This window comes from Amycolatopsis sp. WAC 04182 (genome assembly GCF_003947465.1).
Taxonomy (GTDB): Bacteria; Actinomycetota; Actinomycetes; order Mycobacteriales; family Pseudonocardiaceae; genus Amycolatopsis.
The window spans coordinates 48,934-68,140 of sequence record NZ_QHJJ01000006.1 but is presented as its reverse complement, the minus strand read 5'-3'; the positions used below and the strand labels follow the sequence as shown (position 1 = coordinate 68,140).

The window sequence follows — 19,207 nt, the reverse complement described above, 5'->3', positions numbered from 1 at the left end:
TTTGCTCCTACTCCGCGAATTCCGCGAGGCCGTCTTTGATCACGACGGTTTCACCGACGGTGGTTTCGAACGCGTAGCTTCCGCCACCCGCGCTCCAGATGGACGTCGTCAGGTCCTGCCCGGGCAGCACCGGTTTGGCGAACCGCACGGCGAACCGCTTCAGTCTGTCCACATCGGACCCGGCGACCTCGGTCAGCAGCGCCCAGGAGGTGAACGCCATGGTGCACAAACCGTGCGCGATGATCCCTGGCAGTCCCGAATCCTTCGCGACCTCTTCGTCGAGGTGGATGGGCATGGGATCGCCGGCCGCGGGCGCGTACCGGTACGTCTGGTCGTCGTCGACGTGCTGGCTGACCTTCGCCACCGGCGCCCGCGAACGCAGGGCTTCGTCGAACTTGTGCTCCGGTCCGAGTTCGCCGCGCGTCTCGCCGGTGTCGAACCCGCGTACGAACAAGGTCACGTACTGCTCGTTGACCAGATCGCCGCCCTCGGTCCGGCATTCGAGGTGGATGGTGCCGCGCGTGCCGTTCTCCAGCCCTTCGTAGCCGGTCATCCGCGCTCGTGACACGAGCTTGTCGCCGGGACGGATCGGCCGGTGGAACCGGAATTCCTGCTCCCCGTGCACGATCCGGCCGAACAATCCGACCGGGACGACCTCGAGCGCGGGTTCCATCAGCGACTCGAACACCGGCACGATCGCGAACACCGGACTCGCGACGTCCCCGGCGAGATGCGCCGGGATCGGATCGTTGGTGGCCTTGGCGTACTCGATCAGCCGCTCACGGGTCACCTCGAACCGGGACTCGCCGGTCCACTTTCCGAGCCCGCCGGGGTCGAATCGCTCGCCGGTCACGCGACCAGCGCCTTGAAGTTCTCGAGGGAGGCGTCGAGGTTCTTCTTGCCGTCCTTCTCGACGGCCTTGCCGAGCGCGCCGACGATCATCTGCCCGGCGAACTCCGCGTCGATGCTCGCGAGCGAACCCTCTCCGGACGCCTCCACCGACAGCTCGAACTTGACCTTCACCCCGGCCATCCCGGTCCCGGAGATCGCCAGCTTCGACGGCGCCTCGAACTCGTCGACGGTCCAGGTGATCGTGTTCGGCATCCCGAGCATCGTGACGACCTCGGAAGCCTGCGCTCCCTTGGAGAATTCGGCCGGGACCTCGCCCTTCCACTTGGTGTGGATGGTCAGCCACTTCTCGAAGTTGTTGGGGTTGGAGAACTCCGCCCACACCTTGTCAGGGGCGGCGGGGAGTTCGACGGAGGCACTGATCTTGCCCATGGTTCGTCCTTTCGGTGGGATCAGCGCTCGGCGCGCTGGTAGGCGGTGACGACGGCGGCGCCGCCGAGTCCGATGTTGTGCTGCAACGCGGCCTGGACGCCGTCGACCTGGCGTTTGTCCGCGGTTCCCCGCAGCTGCCAGGTGAGTTCGGCGCACTGCGCGAGGCCGGTGGCGCCGAGCGGGTGTCCCTTGGAGATCAGCCCGCCGGACGGGTTGACGACCCACTTGCCGCCGTAGGTGGTGTCCCCGGAGTCGACGAGCTTCCCGGCTTCCCCTTCGGCGCAGAGCCCGAGCGCTTCGTAGAGCAGGAGTTCGTTGGCGGAGAAGCAGTCGTGCAGTTCGATGACCTGGAAGTCCTCCGCGCCGAGCCCGGCCTGGTCGTACACCTGGCGCGCGGCCTGGACGTTCATGTCGTAACCGATGATGTTCTTCGCGGTGCCGTCGAAGGTGCTGGCGAAGTCGGTGGTCATCGCCTGCCCGACGATCTCCACGGCCTGCCCCGCCAGCCCGTGCGAGTCCACAAAGGACTCGCTGGCGAGGATCGCCGCGCCGGAGCCGTCCGACGTCGGTGAGCACTGGAGCTTGGTCAGCGGGTCGTAGATCATCCGCGAGTCCAGGATGTCCCGCAGCGAATAGCTTTCCTGGAACTGCGCGTACGGGTTGTTCACCGAGTGCCGGTGGTTCTTCTCGCCGATCTTGGCGAAGTGCTCGGCGGTGGTGCCGTAGGTCTTCATGTGCTCGCGGCCCGCCGCGCCGAACATCCACGGCGCGGGCGGGAAGAGCACCTCGGAGATCTCCGCGAGCGCCTGGATGTGCCTGCCCATCGGCTGCTCGCGGTCGTCGTAGGTCGAACCGAGTGATCCAGGCTGCATCTTCTCGAAACCCAGCGCGAGCGCGCAGTCCGCGCGGCCGCCCCGGATCGCCTCCGCGGCGAGGTACAGCGCGGTCGATCCGGTCGAGCAGTTGTTGTTGACGTTGACCACCGGGATCCCGGTCATGCCCAGCTCGTAGACCGCCCGCTGCCCCGAGGTCGACTCGCCGTAGACGTAGCCGACGTAGGCCTGCCGCACCTCGGCGAAGGAGATCCCGGCGTCTTCGAGCGCCTTGGTCCCCGACTCCTTGGCCATCTGCGGGTAGTCCCAGTCCTCGCGCCTTCCGGGCTTCTCGAACTTCGTCATGCCCACGCCGACGACGTACACCTTGTTGGCCACCACGACGCTCCTTGTCGTTGCTGTTGAAACTGAAGATACAGACAGGACTGTATTTATCAACCCCTTACATACAGGTCTGCACGGATGTTACTTGCGGCACGCTGCGTGGCGCCGTGGCTAAAGTCGGGATATGGATCCCGAGGAGCTTCGGCAGCGGTTCTCCGTGTTGACCACCGCGCATCTGACCGACGGCTGCGTCCGCGCCGGCGTCCCGGTCCGATGCGCGCCCGCCGGCACGCACACGGTCGTGCCCGGCGGCCGCGTCGCCGGGCGGGTCACCCCCGCCCGGCACGTCGGCAGCGTCGACGTCTTCCTGGAGGCGTACGAAACCGCGAACCCCGGCGACGTCCTCGTCGTCGACAACGGCGGCAGGCTCGACGAGAGCTGCGTCGGGGACCTCGCGGTGCTCGAAGCCGAGGCCGCCGGGCTGAGCGGCGTGGTCATCTGGGGGCTGCACCGCGACACCGCCGACATCAAGAAGATCGGGCTGCCGGTGTTCAGCCTCGGCTCGATCCCGACCGGCCCGCTCTCGGTCTCCGCCCGCCCGGACGGCGCGCTCGAGTCGGCCGTCGTCGGCGAGTGGACGGTGACACGGGAAGACCTCGTGTTCGGCGACGAGGACGGAGTCCTGTTCGTTCCGGCCGACCGGGCGGACGAGGTCCTGGACCGCGCCGAGGGCATTCGCGACACCGAGCGGCTCCAGGCCGACCGGATCCGCGCCGGAGAGTCCCTTCGCGAGCAAGTGCGCTTCGCCGACTTCCTCGCGGAGCGCGCGAAGTCGCCTTCGCTGACGTTCCGGCAGCACCTGCGGTCGGTCGGCGGCGCCATCGAGGAGTAGCAAGGGACCTTTGCTACCGCCTGACTCCCGGCGCGCCGCGAAGGCCGTCCGTGAAGGCCTCCTTGAGAGACCCAGGGTCCGTGAAGGGCCCCTTCACTACCTTCAGGGTAGGCAAGGAGGCCTTCACGTCACCTGCGGACCACTTCATCCCGGCAGCGGTGGAACTCGCCAAGAATTGGCATCGCGCGAACCTGGCCCGTCTGGCCCTGCTCATCCTCGTGCGGTTTGCCTTCCGCCGAGCCACAGCAGACCGTCGATGACGAAGCGGTTCTGCACCTCGCTGGCGAAGGTCGACGAAAGCGGCTGGTTCGTCTCGTAGTTCATCTTGTCGTGGCCGAAGTTGGCGTACAGCATCTTGTACTTGGCGTTGCTCCAGAGGATCGGGTAGTACCCGCCGTACCAGGACTGATTCGGATCGGTCCCGAGCGGGAAGCTCACCGGATCCACCGAGGCGAGGATCCGGATGTCCGGGTTCTCGCGCAGGTCCCTGTTCCAGGCGTACCACTCGCTCACCGAAGAGGTGAAGGTCGCGGGCAGCCGCGCGGTCGACGGATGCGGCCGGTTCTCCACCTTCAGCGTCGCCGTCGTCGGCCCCCAGGTGTTGGACTTGAACGCGCCCGTGCCGAGGAACCGGTTGTGATACCAGTCCCAAGTGGACGGACTGGTGGTGAACGCCGCCACGTGGAAGCCGAAGAACGCCCCACCCGCGTTCATGTACCGCTCGAAGCCCGCACGCTGCGCCGAGGTCTGCGGCAGATCGTCCAGGAACAGCACGACCTGGTACTGCGAGGGCTGCAGCGAGTTCAGCCGGTTCCAGTCGTTGGTCGCGGTGTAGCCGAAGTTGAGCTGCGAAGCGGTTTTCGGGAACCACCGGTTGGCTTCCTTGACGAAACTGATGTGCGCCGGGTCGTAGGTGCCGTTGTAGAAGGCCAGCACCTGGAACGCGGGTGCCGCCTGCGCCGTCACCGGCGCCAATGCCAGTGCGAGACACGAAACGAACAGCAGAGCGAGTTGGACCGCGAATTTCCTCATACCTCACCACCCATGCCGAGAGTGCGTAAATTCATATCTTGAATTAACACATGACAAAGCGCTAGACCTGAAGAAAAGTCGGTTCCCACTGAACGACACCGGGCCAGACCGATAACCTGTGGATTATGGAACTGCGGGACATCGAGATCTTCCTGGCGCTGGCCGACGAACTGCATTTCGGCCGCACCGCCGAACGCCTGCACGTCTCACAGGCTCGGGTGAGCCAGACGATCAAGCAGGTGGAACGCCGGATCGGCGCGCCGTTGTTCGCCCGCACCAGCAGGCGGGTCCGGCTCACGCCGATCGGTGAACGGCTGCGGGACGACCTCGGCCCCGCCTATCGCGCGCTGCACGACGGCATCGACCGCGCGATCGCGGCCGGACGCGGGATCGGCGGCGTGCTGCGGCTGGGTTTCGAAGCACCCGGCGTCGCCGACCTGATCGAAGACCTCCTGGACCGTTTCCGGCAGCGCTACCCGGACACGGAACTTCTGATCCGCGAAGCCGATTTCGCCGACCCGATGGCGATGCTGCGATCGGGTGAGATCGACGTGCTGGTGACCCTGCTTCCGGCCGACGAGCCGGATCTCACGACCGGACCGGTCGTGTACACCGAACCGATGGTGCTCGCGGTGTCGTCGAAACACCCTTTCGCGCGACGGAAATCAGTGCCCCTGGACGACCTCGCCCGCGACACCGTCCTTCGCGCGGCGCATCCGCCGGAGCCGTACTGGGTCGAAGAACCGCGGCACTGGCTGACGCCGGCAGGGCACCCCGTGACCCGGGGCAACCCCTTCGCGACCTTCCAGGAACTGCTCGCCGCGATCGCCACCGGCGCCGGCATCTGCCCGCTCGCCGCGCACGCGCGGGAGTACTTCAGCCACCCGCGAATCCGCTTCGTGCCCTTCGCCGACTCACCCGACGTCGAGTGGGGCCTCGTCTGGCCGCGCTCCGCGGAGACGGCCCGCGTACACGCCTTCGCGACCGTCGCCGCCGCTTCGCGCCCCTGACCTGCGAAAAGAGAGCAAGGGACCTTTGCTACCGCGGCGGAGGGTGTGTGGAAATAGAGACGTTGAGTGTCCCTATTTCCACACACCCCTTGCTCCACGGAGCGGCGCGTACCGACCGTGTGGGTTTTGGGACGTCAGATGTCCCAAAACCCACACGGTCACCTGCGAAAAGAGAGCAAGGGACCTTTGCTACCACTCGGCCGCACGCCCCGAACAGCGTGAAGGCCCCCTTCCCTCGGCTGAGCCGAGGGAAGGGGGCCTTCACGGGAACCTGCTAGCCGACGACCTTCTGCACCCAGTCCTGCTCCAGCTTCACGACCTGCCCGTTCGCGGTGACGGTCGGCGTGCCGAAACCGGGGCCGTTGCCGAAGTCCTGCTGCAGCGACGGATCCGTGGAGATCTTCTTGTACGCGTCCTGGATCTCCTGGTCGTACGCGCCGCTGTTGACCTTGAGCGCGAAGGCCGGGTCGGTGATGCCGACGTCCTGGCCGAGCTTGATCAGCTGCGCCTTGTCGAACCCGCGTCCGCCTTCTTCCGGCTGATCCTTGAACAGCGCGTCGTGGAAGGCGACGAATTTGCCCGCGTCGGCCGCGGCGAGCGAGGCGTTGGCGGAGTCCAGCGAGTAGCCCGGCGGGTCGGAACGCTGGTTGAGCATCGGCAGCATGTGGTACCGGACCTGCAGGGTCCCGTTGTTCACCTGCTCCTCGAGCTGCCCCTTGAACGACTCCTCGAACTGCTTGCAGACCGGGCAGAGGAAGTCGGCATAGATGTCGACGGTCTTCTTCGCCTCGGGCTTGCCGACGACCACGGCCGCGCCCTCGCGCTTCTCGACGACACCGGGCGCCGAAGCGGTCGGCTGCGCCCCGATCACCTTGCCCGCGGTGCTGTCCTTGCTGGACGTCGTCCAGATCACGCCGCCGATCACCAGCGCGGCGAGCACGACCACCGCGACGGTGATCGCGACGACCTTCTTCTTGTCGCCGCCCGCGACGCCCCTGGCCTGTGCCACCGAGCGCGACGCGGTCTGCTGCTGCTTGCGTTTCCGAGCGTTGCGCTCAGCTCCACCCACGATTATTCGTTCCCTTCAGCGATATCCACATAGTCGTCGTCCGCGGGGGCTTGAGAGTTCCCGAGCCAGCCGTCCACGGACAGCCAGGTCCGCGGCCGCACGATCAGCCAGACACCCAGTAGCGCGAACCCGAGGTCCCTGGCGATCTCCTGCGGATACCTCGTCTGATCCGCGGCGATCTGACCGCCACCGCCGAAGCAGCCACAGTCGATGCTCAGTCCGCGCGCCCAGGATTGGGCGATCGCGGCGATGAGCACCGCGAGCAGCAGCACCGACAGCACCGACACCCACCGGGTCACGAACCCGGCGAGCAGGAACAGGCCGAGCGCCAGTTCGACGAGCGGCATCCCGATCGCGACCGGGCGGACGAGCCCGTCCGGCAGGACGTCGAAAGCCTGGACCGCGATGTAGGTCTGCCCCGGATCGCTGATCTTCAGCGCTCCGGAAACCAACCAGACGGCGGCCAGTCCGAGCCGGGCGAGTGTGCCCACGGCGTCGAGTACGACTTGGGGCGGTCTACGCACGGGCCTAGGCTAACCGCCGACCCTGAGAACAACGTGAGGCGGCGGACGGAGGCACCCGATGAGGGGACGCGCCCTGCTGGTGGCCTGCTTGATGCTGGTCACAGCGGCGGCCTGCGGCGATGAGGCCGGCCCGTCGGATTCTCTCGTCGCGCGCGCCGTCGCGTCCAACAAGCTCACCATCGGCATCCGCTTCGACCAGCCGGGACTTTCGCGCAGGACGATGGACGGCCGCTACGTCGGCTTCGACGTCGACGTGGCGAAGTACGTCGCGAGCGAATTGGGGGTCGACGAGGATCACATCACCTGGCACGACAGCAGGCCGTCGTCCCGCGAGACGGACATCACCTCGGGGATCACGGATCTGATGGTGGCGACCTACTCCATCACCGAAAAACGCAAACAGGTGGTCGGCTTCGCCGGGCCCTATTTCGACACGGGCCAGGATCTGCTCGTCCGCCTCCGGTCGACCGACATCACCGGCCCCGAGAACCTCAACGGCCGCAAGCTGTGCGCCGTGGGCGGCACCACCTCCGCCGAACAGGTGCGTGACAAGTTCGCGCAGGCCGTCCAGCTCGTCGAGTACCCGCGCTATCAGGATTGCGTCACGGCGCTGCTCGCCGGCCAGGTGGACGCGGTGACCACCGACGACGTCATCCTCGCCGGTTACGTGGCGCAGAACCCGGAGCTGCTGCGAGTCGTCGGCAAACCGTTCTCGAAGGAGAAGTACGGTGTCGGCCTGCGCAAGGAGGACACCGAGGGGCGGGCGGCGGTGGCCAAGGCGATCCAGAAGATGATCTCGTCCGGGGAATGGCTGGAATCGCTGAACCGCAACATCGGCCCGTCCGGCTACCGGATCCCGCCTCCGCCGCAGGTCACCGAGAAGTGACCCTTCCCGATCTGCCGGTTCGCGCCGTCCTGCCCGAACTCGAAGCCGCGCTCGGCGCCCATGGCACCGCCGTGCTCGTCGCGCCCCCGGGAACCGGCAAGACCACGTTGGTGCCGCTCGCGCTGGACAAGGGCGAAGGCCGGGTGATCGTCGCCGAACCGAGACGCCTGGCGGCGCGGGCCGCGGCGGCGCGGATGGCGTCTCTGCTGGGTGAACGGGTCGGTGAGACGGTCGGCTATTCGGTCCGCGGTGACCGGAAGGTGTCTTCTTCGACGCGGATCGAAGTGGTGACGTCGGGACTACTGGTCCGGCGTGTGCAGAGCGACCCCGAACTCGCCGGGGTGTCGACCGTCCTGCTCGATGAATGCCACGAACGTCATCTCGACGCGGATCTGCTGCTCGCGCTGCTGCTGGACGTGCGCGCCGGGCTGCGCGACGACCTGCGCCTGCTCGCGACGTCCGCCACCGTGGCCTCCGGACGGCTGGCCGCGCTGCTCGGCGACGCACCGGTGATCACCGCGCACGCGAGGACCTATCCGGTCGACGTCTCGTACTCCCCGCCCGCGCGCGGCGAACGGATCGAGGCGACCGTCGCCCGAGTGATCCACAAAGCACTGTCCGAAGGGGACGGTGACGTGCTCGCGTTCCTGCCCGGCGCCGGGGAGATCGCCAGGGTGAGCGGCTTGCTCGGCGGCCTCGACGCCGACGTGCTGCCTCTGCACGGGCGACTGTCGGCGGCGCACCAGGACGACGCGCTGCGCCCGCGCGCCCGCCGTCGCGTGGTGCTCTCGACGTCGGTCGCCGAGTCCAGCCTGACGGTGCCTGGGGTACGCGCGGTGGTGGACTGCGGGCTGTCCCGTGTGCCTCGCGTCGATCATCGACGTGGCCTGCCCGGACTGGCGACGGTGCGCGTGTCGGCCGCGGTCGCGGAACAGCGCGCCGGTCGCGCCGGGCGTGAGGCACCGGGCCGCGCGTACCGGTGCTGGGCGGCACACGAACAGGGTTCTCTGCCCGCGTATCCCGAACCCGAGATCCGGACGGCGGAGCTGGCGCGGTTCGCCTTGGAACTCGCGTGCTGGTCCACTCCGGATGGTTCCGGCCTGTCCTGGTGGGATCCGCCCGGCGAGGGTGCGCTGGCCGCCGGGCGCGCGTTGCTGACCACGCTCGGGGCGACCGCGGAAGACGGCTCGGTGACCGAACGCGGCCGGAAAATGGCCGGTCTGGGCCTGCATCCGCGGCTGGCGAGGGCGTTGCTGGACGGCGCGGCGAGGACCAACGCGCGTTCGGCGGCCGAGGTCGTCGCACTTCTGGACAGCGGCGGAACGCTGACCGACCTCGAAGCAGAGCTGCGGCGAGTGCGCGGTGACGAGCGCTGGAAGCGTGACGTACGAAGGCTTTCCCAGCTGGTTCCCGATGGCGGCAAAGCGTCCGACCCGGCACTGGTCGTGGCGCTGGCGCATCCCGAGCGGCTCGCGCGACGGCGTTCGGCGGGCACACCGGTGTATCTGATGGCCGGCGGAACGGCGGCCGAACTGCCGCGCGGCAGCGGACTGGCCGACGTCGAATGGCTCGCGGTGGCCGAAGCGACCCGGGACCCCGGCCGCGCGCAAGGGATCATCCGGCTGGCCGCGCCCGCGGACGAAGACCTCGCCGTACGCGCCGCGCCGAATCTGGTGTCCACAGTGGACGAAGTGCACTGGTCTTCGGGTGACGTCGTGGCACGGTCGGTGCGGCGGCTCGGCGCGATCACGCTGTCGGAGAAACCGTTGCGTTCGCCCTCGCCGGACGCGATCCGCGCCGCGCTGCTGGACGGGTTGCGTACCGAAGGGCTCGGTCTGCTGCGGTGGTCGGAAGACGGGAAGAGACTGCGCGAGCGGCTGTCCTTCCTGCATCGCGTGCTGGGGTCGCCCTGGCCGGCGGTCTCCGACGCGGATCTTCTGTCCACTTTGGATAGCTGGCTGGACCTCGGATCGGCCCGTCGCCGATCCGACCTCGCCGCGCTGGACGCCGGCGCCGCACTGCGCGGGCTGCTGCCCTGGCCCGAGGCGTCGCGTTTGGACGAACTGGCACCGGACCGGCTGGAGGTACCGTCGGGTTCGCGGATCAAGGTCGACTACTCGGGTGAACAGCCCGTGCTCGCCGTCAAACTGCAGGAGACCTTCGGCTGGCTCGCGACGCCGGAACTGGCGGGTGTCCCCGTCGTGCTGCACCTGCTCTCCCCCGCCGGACGGCCCGCGGCGGTCACCGCGGATCTGGAATCGTTCTGGCGCAACGGTTATGCGGCCGTGCGGGCCGATCTCCGCGGGCGTTACCCGAAGCACCCCTGGCCGGAGGACCCGCTGAACGCCGCACCCACCCGGCGCACCACGCGCCGGTCGTGATCATTCAGTCCATCAGCTGATGCTGAGGCTTGGTCGGCAACTGCGCCGCCAGCTCCTCGTCGTCCTCGCGTTCGTTCAGCCCCAGCTGCACGGCGCTGCGGATCTGCTCGCGGTTCTCCCGCACCACATGCGCGAAGAACTCGTCGGTCCGCGGATCGGTCAGCACTTCGAGGATCACGCGCATCGCGGTGTCGATCACCGAACGCACCACCTCGTCGTGGAATGGCAGCTTCGAAAGCCGCCCTGCCTGCGGATCGTTCTTGAGCTTCTCCGCGATGATGCCTCGCAACAACGTCTGGTTCTCACCGAGTGAGCGCGCGAGGTTCTGCGGATAGTTGCCGGTTTCCAGCACTTTGACGACCTCGTCGAGCACCGCGATCGTGATCGGTTTCTTGATCGCGAGCACGATCGGCCGGGAAAGCCGTTCGACCAGCCGCTGCGTGAACCGCTCCCCGAACGCGCGGTCGGCGGTGCGCGCGAGCCGGACCAGCACCACGATGATCCGCAGCAACCGGAATCCGCGCAGCGCCGGATGCGCGATGGGGATCATGCCGAGGATCTCGTACCAGTTGCGCAGGGGGAACCGCTTCTCCCAGCCGGTGCCCCGCCACCGCCAGAGGAATTCCAGCGCGAAGATCCCGCACACCGTCGTGTCGATGACGAAGACGCGGTGCGCCGTCTCCTCCGAATGCGGGAAGAACGTCACGTAGGCGAGCAGCCCGACGGAGAACACGGCGAGTACGAGCATCACCAGGTCGAGCGGATTCACGCGCCGTTGTTCGCGGGTGGTCATGGCGCCGATTGTGCCTTTTCGCGGGGACTCGTGCCGAGCGGCACCTGACGAAAGTAAGGGATGGCCGATGACTTCGGGGCGATGTCCGCGGGTGTCCCCGCATCGGAGGATTCAGGGACACGAAGGAGGACGCGGATGATCACGCTTCGAGGACTCACGAAGCGCTATGGCGAGAAGACGGTGGTCGACGGGCTGACGTTCGCCGTCGAGCCGGGCAAGGTGACCGGTTTCCTCGGCCCCAACGGCGCGGGCAAGTCGACGACCATGCGGATGACGCTCGGCCTCGACGCGCCGAGCGCGGGTGAGGTCAAGATCGGCGGCAAGAGGTACGAGGACCTGCGATTCCCGCTGTGTGAGGTCGGCGCGCTGCTGGAGGCCAAGGCGCTGCATCCCGGCCGAAGCGCGGGCAAGCACCTCCTGGCGATGGCGCGCAGCAACGGGATCCCGGCGAGCCGGGTGGACGAAGTGCTCGCGACGGTGGGCCTCACCGACGTCGCGGGCAAACGCGCCGGGACGTTTTCCCTCGGCATGGGGCAACGCCTCGGGATCGCCGGTGCCCTGCTCGGTGACCCGGGCGTGCTGATGTTCGACGAACCGGTGAACGGCCTCGACCCCGACGGCGTCCGCTGGGTGCGGCAGCTGATGCGGTCGCTCGCGGAGGAGGGCCGCACGGTTTTCGTGTCGAGCCATCTGATGAGCGAGATGCAGCTGACCGCGGACCGGCTGGTCGTCATCGGCAAGGGGAAGCTCCTCGCCGACGCGCCGGTCGACGAGTTCATCGCGGGCAATTCGCGGACTTCGGTCGTGGTGCGGGTACCCGCTCCCGCCGATCTGCGTGTCCTCGAGCAGCGCCTTCGCGCGCTCGGCGCGACCACGGAGTCCGATCAGGACGAACTGCTCGTGCACGACCTGCCCGTGCACCTCGTCGGTGACGCGGTGCACGAACTCGGGATCCGCGTGCACGGGCTGGCCGAGCGGACCGCGTCACTGGAACAGGCGTACATGGAACTGACCGCGTCGTCGGTCGAATACGGAACGGGAGTCGCGGCGTGAAGTCACTCATGGTCATGGTGGCGGTGATCGCCGGCCTGCTGGGGGTGCCGGCGGCCGCGTCGGCGGCACCGGAACTGTCGCTGCCCGCCCCGGGCGGCCCGCTCCCGATCGGGCTGCGCACGCTGCACCTCACCGATCAGCGGCGAGCCGACCCTTGGGTGCCGGAAAAGCGGCGCGAGCTGATGGTCAACGTCTGGTACCCGGCCGTCCCGATCGGACGCGCGTCGCTGTACATGACCAACGCCGAGTCGGCGGCGGCGGTCGCCGGGCGGAAACTCGACCTTCCGCCCGACGCCCTGAGCAAGGTGCGGGTCCACTCCCGGGAGAACGCGCCCTCGCTGCCCGGACGGCGTCCGCTGGTGGTGCTTTCGCCGGGCGCGGGCAACAACCGGATCACCCTGACCTCGGTGGCCGAACACCTTGCCGCGCAAGGCTTCGTGGTCGCCGGGATCGACCACGCCTACGAAGCATGGGCGACGGAGTTCCCCGACGGGCTGCGCCACTGTGTCGCTTGTGGACAACCGAACGATCCGTGGCCCGCCGCGATCGCGAACCGCGCTGTGGACACGACCTTCGTCATCGACACCCTGCTGAAGGACCGTCGATGGTCGATCGACGCGACGAAGATCGGGATGGCCGGTCACTCCGCCGGTGGTTCGGCGACCGCCGCCGCGATGGCCGCCGACCGGCGGATCAAGGCGGGCGTGAACGTCGACGGCCCGTTCTTCGGCACCGTCTCCCTCGATCGGCCGTTCCTGCTGCTGACCAGCCCGACCGGCGAGAAGTACTACCGGGCGTCCTGGGACGAGACCTGGCCGCGGCTCACCGGGCCGAAGAAGCAGGACCTGGTCGAGAACAGCGGCCATTCGTCGGTGACCGACGCCGCGATCCTGATCGACCAGCTGGGGCTGCGCCCGCACCTCCCGCCGGCCGAGGTCGAGAACCAGTACGGATCGGTCGACTCGTGGAAGGCGCTGAAGTTCTTCCGTGACGAGCTGACCGGCTTCTTCAAGCAGTGGAGCGCACGATGAACGCGATCTCTTCGGAATGGACCAAGTTCTGGTCGGTCCGGTCCACCTGGTGGTGCCTGATCGGCGGGCTCGCCCTGATGCTCGCCTACTCGGGCGCGGTGGGTCTGGCCGCGAACGCCGGCGTCGAACGCTCGATGGCTCCGCACGCCGTGGTGGCCGGGGCGGCGTTCTACCTCACGCAGTTCGCCGTGGTCGCGCTGGCGACGCTGGTCATCACGAGCGAGTACGCCAGTGGCAGCATCCGCTCGACCCTGCAGTGGGTCCCGGTGCGGAACCGGGTCCTCGCGGCGAAATCGGCCGTCCTGCTGCCGGTGCTGTTCGGCTACGGCGTGCTGAACACCCTCGCCGGCGTGGCGGTCTCGGCACCGCTGATCCCCGCGCCCGGCTCCTCGGTGGGCGAGATCCTCGCGACCGCGGCGGGTATGGGCGCCTACTTCGCGCTGCTGGGGCTGCTCTGCCTCGGCCTGGGGACGGCGCTGCGCTCGACGGCGGGCACGATCGTGACGGTGTTCGTGCTGCTGGTGATGATCCCGATGTTCGCCGGTTCGCTGGGCTGGGAAGACCTCGTGAACTACTTCCCGGGCTTCGCGGGGGTCAACGCGATGGTCACTTCGGGGCAGCCGAACCCGATCTTCGGCGGCGTCGCGCCCTACGCGCCCTGGGTCGGCGTCGCGCTCTGTGCGGCTTGGGCGGCGGCTGGTCTGGTCACCGGTTCCACGGTCCTCAGGCGGCGGGACGCCTGAGGGAGAGCAAGGGACCTTTGCTACCGCTTGGGCCCCGAGCACGTCGCGAAAGCCACTTTCAGGACATCAGACGTCCCGAAAGTGGCTTTCGCGACATCCTCCGTTCCAGACCGACGAGCCGGTGTCTCAACATTGAGAGAAGCGAGAGCAAAGGTCCCTTGCTCCCTTTCCGCAGGTGACCGTGTGGATTTTGGGACGTCAGATGTCCTAAAATCCACACGGTCACTACGCGGCGTACAGGGTGTGTGGAAATAGGGACACTCAACGTCCCTATTTCCACACACCCCCCGACGGCAGCAAAGGTCCCCCGCTCCCCCAACGTCACAAAACCGCAGGTCAGAGCCCCAGGTGATAGCAAAGGTCCCTTGCTACCCCGCCACCCCGAGCCCCGCCAACACCTCCCGCGCCCCCCGCGTCAGCTCCTCCAGCCCCGGCGGCCGTAACGACCCCGTCCCGGCCAGCGCGTCGAAAACCGTCCCCTCCAGCCACGCGACGAGCACCCGCGCGTGCCGCTCCGGCTCCGCCGATCCGCACACGGCGAGCACCTCCGCGCACCGCCGCCGGATCACGAGGCCACCCCGGTCATAGGCCTCCCGCAGCTCCGGCCGCCGCGTCGCTTCCAAAGCGAACTCGTATCGCGCGAGCATCCGCGTCCGCCCGTTCGTGATCGCCGCGTGCGCGAACCCCGCCACGTACTCGGCCAGCCGTCCGGGTGGCGGGTCGAGGGTGACGTCGTCGAGTTCGACCATCCGCGAGATCGCCAGCTCCAGCAGCGCCGCCCGCGTCCGCGCGTAGTAGGAGGTCGAACCCGGCGGCAGCCCGGCGCACCGGTCGACGGCGCGATGTGTCAGCCCCCGCATCCCCTCGGCCGCGATGACCTCGATGGCCGCGTCCCCGATCGTCGCCTTTCGCACTCTACAAGTGTAGTAGTACTCTACAACTGTAGAGGAGGTCGACATGCGCAAAGCGATCGTGATCGGCGGAGGAATCGGCGGACTGAGCGCCGCCATCGGGCTGCACGGCATCGGCTGGGAGGTCACCGTCCTCGAGCAGGCGCCGGAGCTCACCGCCGTCGGCGCGGGCATCTCCCTGTGGCCGAACGCCCTGCGCTCACTCGAAACGCTGGGCGTCCGCCTCACCGGACAACAGGAGCAATCCTCCGGAGGCCTCCACGACCGCGACGGCCGCCGCATCACCCGATGGGACGCCGAGGCGTTCCGCCGTCACCACGGCCGCCCGCTCGCCGCCATCCACCGCGCGGATCTCATCGGCGCGCTCCGCGACGCCCTGCCCGACGGCTGCGTCCGCACCGGCGTCGAGGTCACGAGCCTCGACGATCTCGACGCCGACGTCATCGTCGCCGCGGACGGAATCCACAGCACAGCCCGTAAACAACTCTGGCCGCGGCATCCCGAACCGGTGTACAGCGGCAGCACGGCCTTCCGCGCGGTGACCGCCCTCCCCCACCCGACGGAACTCAGCACGAGCTGGGACGACGGCGCCGAGATCGGTGTCATCCCGCTGCACGACGGCCGCGTCTACTGGTGGGCGAGCTACGTCGCCGAAGCGGGCGTCCGCCACGAGGACCCGAAGTCGTATCTGCGAAACCGCTTCGGCGGCTGGCACGAACCGATTCCCGAGCTCATCGAGGCGACCACGCCCGAGACCCTGCTCCACCACGATCTCTGCCTAGGCACTCCGCTGCCTTCATACGTGAAAGGCCGCGTCGCACTGCTCGGCGACGCGGCCCACGCGATGCCGCCGTTCCTCGGGCAAGGCGGCTGTCAGGCGATCGAAGACGCCGTCGTCCTCGCCGCCGCGCTCAGCACCACCGAAGACGTCGACGCGGCACTGAAGAGTTACGACGAGCAACGCCGCCCACGCAGCCAATCGGTCGTCAAAGCCTCGGTCCAGGCCGGAAAAATCGGGCCACAGCTGCGCAATCCGCTCGCCGTGGCCGTCCGCAACGGCGTGTTCAGGCTGCTCCCCGGAGCGCTCACCGCCCGCATCGGCGCCGGCGTCAGCGGCTGGACGCCCCCGGTTCCCCGCCGACCAGCCCCGCCTCGTACGCGGTGATCGCGGCCTGCACCCGGTTCCGCGCGCCGAGCCGGTTCAGGATGGTGCTGACGTAGGCCTTCACCGTGCCTTCGACCACGAACAGCTTCGCGGCGATGTCCGCATTGGACAGTCCCGAACCGAGCAACGCCAGCACTTCCTGCTCGCGCGGAGTCAGTTTGCCGATCCGCGCCTTCGCCTCTTCGGCGCGGGAGACCTGATTGCCGGAGAAGCGGGCGATGACCCGCTGCGCGACCTTCGGCGAAAGGAACGCCGCGCCACCCGCGACCGCATGGATCCCGCCGAGCAGTTCACGAGGGTCGCCGGATTTCAGCAGGAACCCGCTCGCGCCGAGGCCGAGCGCGCGCTCGATGTAGGCGTCCTCGCCGAACGTGGTCAGCATGATCACGCCCACCTCGGGCAACAACCGGCGGATCTCCTCGGCAGCCTTGAGCCCGTCCATGACCGGCATCCGGATGTCGAGAAGCACGACGTCCGGCCTGGTCGCGCGCGCCTGCACGACGGCGGCACGGCCGTCTTCGGCCTCCGCGACCACTTCGATCCCGGCATCCGCGGCCAGGATCGCCGACACGCCGGCGCGGATCATCGCCTCGTCATCGGCCAGCACGACCCGGATCATCCGGGTTCCCCCTTTGCTCGTCTTCACTGATCATGTCCTTCGCCACGAGCTTCCCGTCGGCGAAGCACAGTCTGTAGGCCTCGTAGTTCAAGTTGAACACGGTGCGCTCGGTGCCGTAGTACTCGCATGTCGCCCCCGCGGGCACCGGGGGCTCCACCACGCGCGGCCGGGCGATCCGCTGGCTGCCGGGGAGGACGGACGCGATCTCCGCCCGCGTCTGGCCGATCCGGATCCGGTCGTAGTCGCCACCGGCGAGCACGGAGCCGTACCACTGGACGAGGAACACCACCCCGCTGATCCCCACCACCACGCCGAACAGCCCGATCGGCACGACGATCGCCTGGATCAGGCTGCGCCGGACGTCACGGCGGGCGCGTTCCAGCTCCCTGGCCGAGATCGACTGTCCCACCTCGGCGTCCATCGCCGCCTGGCTCTCGGGCGATTCCTCCGACGGCGCGGCGTCGTGCGGCAAGGTCGCGCCGACCTCGAATCCACCGTCACGCGGCCCCGCGCGCAGGGTCCCGCCGACCAGCCGGACCCGCTCGCGCAGGCCGATCAGCCCGCGCCTGCCCGAAGTCCGGCCCGGCAACGGCCCCGCGGGCGGCACGGCGTTGGTGACCACGACGTCCGTCCGTCCCTCGCACCGCGTGACCCGGACCGTGACCGCGGCACCGGGCGCGTGTTTCACCGCGTTCGTGACCGACTCCTGGACCACGCGATACGCGGCGCGGTCGACCATTTGCGGTTCACCGTCGAGCCGTGCGTCCACAGAGGACTCGATCTCCACGCCGGACGCCCTGGTCCGGTCGAGCAGTTCGTCGATGCTCTCGTGCACCGGCTCGGTCGGCGCGTCGTCCTCGCGCAGGACCCCGATGATCTCGCGCAGGCGTTCGGTCGCCGTCGCGGCGCTCTGCCTCAGCTCGCCCGCGGCCTGCCGCTGCTGCTCGTCGAGACCGCCCGCGACCTCCAGCGCCGCCGCGCGCACCGCGATGAGGCTCAGCTCGTGACCCAGCGAATCGTGCATGTCGCTCGCGATCCGGGTGCGCTCGCGCAGGCGCGCGCGGTCGGCGATGAGCCGCTGACGGCTCTCCATCTCTTCGGCGCGGCGCCAGCCGTCGCGCGCCATGTCCTCGCGCTGCCGGATGTAGCGGCCCATCAGCCACGGCGTCACCGACGCGAAAACGAGGACACCGAGCAGCGCGCCCCAGGCCGCGAAGCCGTCCTCGCTCCACAACAACGCCACGGGGACCGCGACGACGGAAACGACCGCGAACAGGCGCAACATCGGCTTCGCGACCGGCTGCCGGTAGCCGGCGAGGTAACTCACCGCGACGAGGACGAACCCTTCCCAGATCGGCACCCGGCCGCCGAAGCTGCCCAGGACGATGAAGCTCGCGACCATGGCGATGCCGAGGGAGACCAGCGGATACCGGCGCGACACCGCGATCGCGGCCGTGGTCGCGACGAGCCCGAAGAGCAGCTCCCAGTGCTTCGTGCTGGATCCGGCGTCGATGACCACCCAGCCGCAGAGGCCGAGCCACAGCGCGACATCCATGACCAGCCGCCGCCCGCGCCGCCCGGGCTCCTCAGCTTCCTTCACACGACAGGACGCTACAAGCCGTGACGAGCGCTCCGCCATGGACGAAAGTAAAGGTCCCCTGCTTCCCGCGTCCGATGAGGCATGATGATCGACCATGGCCGAGCGCACACTCACCGGTCAGCTAGGCGGTCCTGTCCCGGCAGGTATCGAAGCGCTGGCCGACAACGAGAAGCAGGACCTCTCCGCCGCGCTGCGCGACGCGCGCCACCGCCAGGCCAAGGCATTGGCCGAAGCGGGCGAAGAGGGCCTGAAGTACGTACCCGCGCTGCTGCGCGGCACCGTCCGCAAGGTGGTCGGCCTGTGACCACCGAAAACTTCGCCTCGCAGGCGGAGATCCTCAAACTCGCCCGCGTCCTCGGCACCACCCCGGAGCGGCTTTCGTACCTGGAGAAAGTGGACGCCGCCGAGCTCCAGGCATTCCGCGAACAGGTGACGGACACGCTGTTCGACGCCAACCTCGCCGCCCTCGAGCGGATGGCGATGGCGAGCAAGCTCGTCCCGAACCCGATCCTCGCGAAGATCGCCGAGAAGGTCTTCGGCCCGCTTCTGTGCGCGCGGATCGCCGGGCTGGTGGACGTCTCCCGGGGCGTCGACGTCGCGAAACGGCTGAAGCCGCCCTTCCTCGCCGACGTCGCGGCCGAGCTGGACCCGCGCCGCGCGAGCGCGATCATCGCCAAGATCCCGCTCGACACCGTCGTCGCGGTCGCCGGCGAACTGGTGCGCCGCGAGGACTGGATCACCGTCGGCCGGTTCGTCGGCCACCTGCCCGATCCGACGGTGCGCCGGGCGCTGGCCGTCATCGGCGACGAGGCGCTGATCCGGATCGCGTTCGTCCTCGACGACAAGAGCCGGATCGATCACGTCCTCGGGCTGCTCCCCGAAGCCCGGTTCCGTGGCCTGCTGGGGGTCGCGGCCGCCGACGAGGACCTGTGGGCGCCGGTGCTCGACCTGCTCACCCACCTGAGCGAGAAGCGGGTCGAGCAGTGGTCCCACCTGCTCGGCGAGCTCCCGCCCGCGCTGCGAGAGCGCGTCGAAGAGACCCTCGACCAAGCGTCCTGAC

At 68.7% G+C, this 19,207-nt stretch carries 20 protein-coding genes; 10 read left to right on the top strand and 10 right to left on the bottom strand.

Annotation, left to right across the window (positions count from 1 at the left end; genetic code table 11):
- Positions 1 to 7 precede the first annotated feature (7 nt).
- From DMH01_RS29625 to DMH01_RS29615, 3 genes are read right to left on the bottom strand one after another with little or no spacing between them, the layout of a single operon-like run.
- Positions 8 to 853, bottom strand: coding sequence for a MaoC/PaaZ C-terminal domain-containing protein (locus tag DMH01_RS29625; RefSeq protein WP_125680512.1), 846 nt, complete (start codon positions 851 to 853; stop codon positions 8 to 10).
- Positions 850 to 1,281 (bottom strand): SRPBCC family protein, encoded by a 432-nt coding sequence (locus DMH01_RS29620; protein WP_125680511.1) that lies wholly within the window; start codon positions 1,279 to 1,281, stop codon positions 850 to 852. Before DMH01_RS29620 ends, DMH01_RS29625 begins: the two co-directional genes overlap by 4 nt.
- Before the next feature lie 20 nt (positions 1,282 to 1,301).
- Positions 1,302 to 2,495 carry a lipid-transfer protein gene (locus DMH01_RS29615; RefSeq protein ID WP_199745680.1) on the bottom strand — a complete coding sequence of 398 codons (1,194 nt, stop codon included), beginning with the start codon at positions 2,493 to 2,495 and terminating at the stop codon, positions 1,302 to 1,304.
- A 127-nt stretch (positions 2,496 to 2,622) separates the two neighbouring features.
- On the opposite strand from DMH01_RS29615, the gene DMH01_RS29610 reads away from it, so the two are divergent.
- On the top strand, positions 2,623 to 3,330 hold the full coding sequence (locus tag DMH01_RS29610; RefSeq protein ID WP_125680509.1) for an RraA family protein: 708 nt from the start codon (positions 2,623 to 2,625) through the stop codon (positions 3,328 to 3,330).
- Between the two features lie 210 nt (positions 3,331 to 3,540).
- On the opposite strand, the gene DMH01_RS29605 is transcribed toward DMH01_RS29610, so the two are convergent.
- The gene (locus tag DMH01_RS29605; protein WP_125680508.1) at positions 3,541 to 4,362 is read right to left on the bottom strand and encodes a ThuA domain-containing protein; all 822 of its coding nucleotides are present in this window, start codon (positions 4,360 to 4,362) and stop codon (positions 3,541 to 3,543) included.
- Positions 4,363 to 4,487: 125 nt separating this feature from the next.
- Between DMH01_RS29605 and DMH01_RS29600 the strand changes: the two genes are divergently transcribed.
- The gene (locus DMH01_RS29600) at positions 4,488 to 5,372 is read left to right on the top strand and encodes a LysR family transcriptional regulator (protein WP_125680507.1); all 885 of its coding nucleotides are present in this window, start codon (positions 4,488 to 4,490) and stop codon (positions 5,370 to 5,372) included.
- 274 nt (positions 5,373 to 5,646) lie between these two features.
- Here the strand turns inward: DMH01_RS29600 and DMH01_RS29595 are convergent, their stop codons facing one another.
- Entirely contained in the window at positions 5,647 to 6,441 is a 795-nt protein-coding gene (locus DMH01_RS29595) for a thioredoxin domain-containing protein (RefSeq protein ID WP_125680506.1), read from the bottom strand.
- A 2-nt stretch (positions 6,442 to 6,443) separates the two neighbouring features.
- Positions 6,444 to 6,932: a MauE/DoxX family redox-associated membrane protein gene (locus DMH01_RS29590; RefSeq protein WP_125681392.1), complete on the bottom strand. Its 489-nt coding sequence runs from the start codon at positions 6,930 to 6,932 to the stop codon at positions 6,444 to 6,446.
- Between the two features lie 91 nt (positions 6,933 to 7,023).
- Here DMH01_RS29590 and DMH01_RS29585 point away from each other — a divergent pair, with 91 nt between their 5' ends.
- A complete protein-coding gene (locus tag DMH01_RS29585) occupies positions 7,024 to 7,851 on the top strand; it encodes a glutamate ABC transporter substrate-binding protein (protein WP_125680505.1) in 828 nt (275 codons plus the stop codon).
- Positions 7,848 to 10,232 (top strand): ATP-dependent helicase HrpB, encoded by a 2,385-nt coding sequence (hrpB, locus tag DMH01_RS29580; RefSeq protein ID WP_125680504.1) that lies wholly within the window; start codon positions 7,848 to 7,850, stop codon positions 10,230 to 10,232. The genes DMH01_RS29585 and hrpB overlap by 4 nt, the downstream gene beginning before the upstream one ends.
- Positions 10,233 to 10,236: 4 nt before the next feature.
- On the opposite strand, the gene DMH01_RS29575 is transcribed toward hrpB, so the two are convergent.
- A complete protein-coding gene (locus tag DMH01_RS29575; RefSeq protein WP_125680503.1) occupies positions 10,237 to 11,025 on the bottom strand; it encodes an ion transporter in 789 nt (262 codons plus the stop codon).
- A 135-nt stretch (positions 11,026 to 11,160) separates the two neighbouring features.
- Here DMH01_RS29575 and DMH01_RS29570 point away from each other — a divergent pair, with 135 nt between their 5' ends.
- The 3 genes from DMH01_RS29570 to DMH01_RS29560 are packed head-to-tail and all read left to right on the top strand — an operon-like array spanning position 11,161 to position 13,852.
- Entirely contained in the window at positions 11,161 to 12,078 is a 918-nt protein-coding gene (locus tag DMH01_RS29570) for an ATP-binding cassette domain-containing protein (protein ID WP_125680502.1), read from the top strand.
- The gene (locus DMH01_RS29565) at positions 12,075 to 13,109 is read left to right on the top strand and encodes an acetylhydrolase (RefSeq protein ID WP_233621708.1); all 1,035 of its coding nucleotides are present in this window, start codon (positions 12,075 to 12,077) and stop codon (positions 13,107 to 13,109) included. The genes DMH01_RS29570 and DMH01_RS29565 overlap by 4 nt, the downstream gene beginning before the upstream one ends.
- Positions 13,106 to 13,852, top strand: a complete 747-nt coding sequence (locus DMH01_RS29560) for an ABC transporter permease (protein ID WP_125680501.1) — start codon at positions 13,106 to 13,108, stop codon at positions 13,850 to 13,852. The genes DMH01_RS29565 and DMH01_RS29560 overlap by 4 nt, the downstream gene beginning before the upstream one ends.
- A gap of 368 nt (positions 13,853 to 14,220) precedes the next feature.
- On the opposite strand, the gene DMH01_RS29555 is transcribed toward DMH01_RS29560, so the two are convergent.
- Positions 14,221 to 14,766: a TetR/AcrR family transcriptional regulator gene (locus DMH01_RS29555; RefSeq protein WP_125680500.1), complete on the bottom strand. Its 546-nt coding sequence runs from the start codon at positions 14,764 to 14,766 to the stop codon at positions 14,221 to 14,223.
- A gap of 43 nt (positions 14,767 to 14,809) precedes the next feature.
- Between DMH01_RS29555 and DMH01_RS29550 the strand changes: the two genes are divergently transcribed.
- The gene (locus DMH01_RS29550) at positions 14,810 to 15,928 is read left to right on the top strand and encodes an FAD-dependent monooxygenase (RefSeq protein WP_125680499.1); all 1,119 of its coding nucleotides are present in this window, start codon (positions 14,810 to 14,812) and stop codon (positions 15,926 to 15,928) included.
- Here the strand turns inward: DMH01_RS29550 and DMH01_RS29545 are convergent.
- Together DMH01_RS29545 and DMH01_RS29540 are read right to left on the bottom strand one after the other, a co-directional pair.
- Positions 15,873 to 16,547 carry a response regulator transcription factor gene (locus DMH01_RS29545; RefSeq protein ID WP_125680498.1) on the bottom strand — a complete coding sequence of 225 codons (675 nt, stop codon included), beginning with the start codon at positions 16,545 to 16,547 and terminating at the stop codon, positions 15,873 to 15,875. The two genes, DMH01_RS29550 and DMH01_RS29545, sit on opposite strands and share 56 nt — an antisense overlap.
- Positions 16,522 to 18,102: a sensor histidine kinase gene (locus DMH01_RS29540; RefSeq protein WP_125681388.1), complete on the bottom strand. Its 1,581-nt coding sequence runs from the start codon at positions 18,100 to 18,102 to the stop codon at positions 16,522 to 16,524. Before DMH01_RS29540 ends, DMH01_RS29545 begins: the two co-directional genes overlap by 26 nt.
- 139 nt (positions 18,103 to 18,241) lie before the next feature.
- Here DMH01_RS29540 and DMH01_RS29535 point away from each other — a divergent pair, with 139 nt between their 5' ends.
- Positions 18,242 to 18,451 (top strand): hypothetical protein, encoded by a 210-nt coding sequence (locus DMH01_RS29535; protein ID WP_125680497.1) that lies wholly within the window; start codon positions 18,242 to 18,244, stop codon positions 18,449 to 18,451.
- Positions 18,448 to 19,206, top strand: a complete 759-nt coding sequence (locus DMH01_RS29530) for a hypothetical protein (RefSeq protein WP_125680496.1) — start codon at positions 18,448 to 18,450, stop codon at positions 19,204 to 19,206. The genes DMH01_RS29535 and DMH01_RS29530 overlap by 4 nt, the downstream gene beginning before the upstream one ends.
- The last annotated feature ends 1 nt before the right edge of the window (position 19,207 follow it).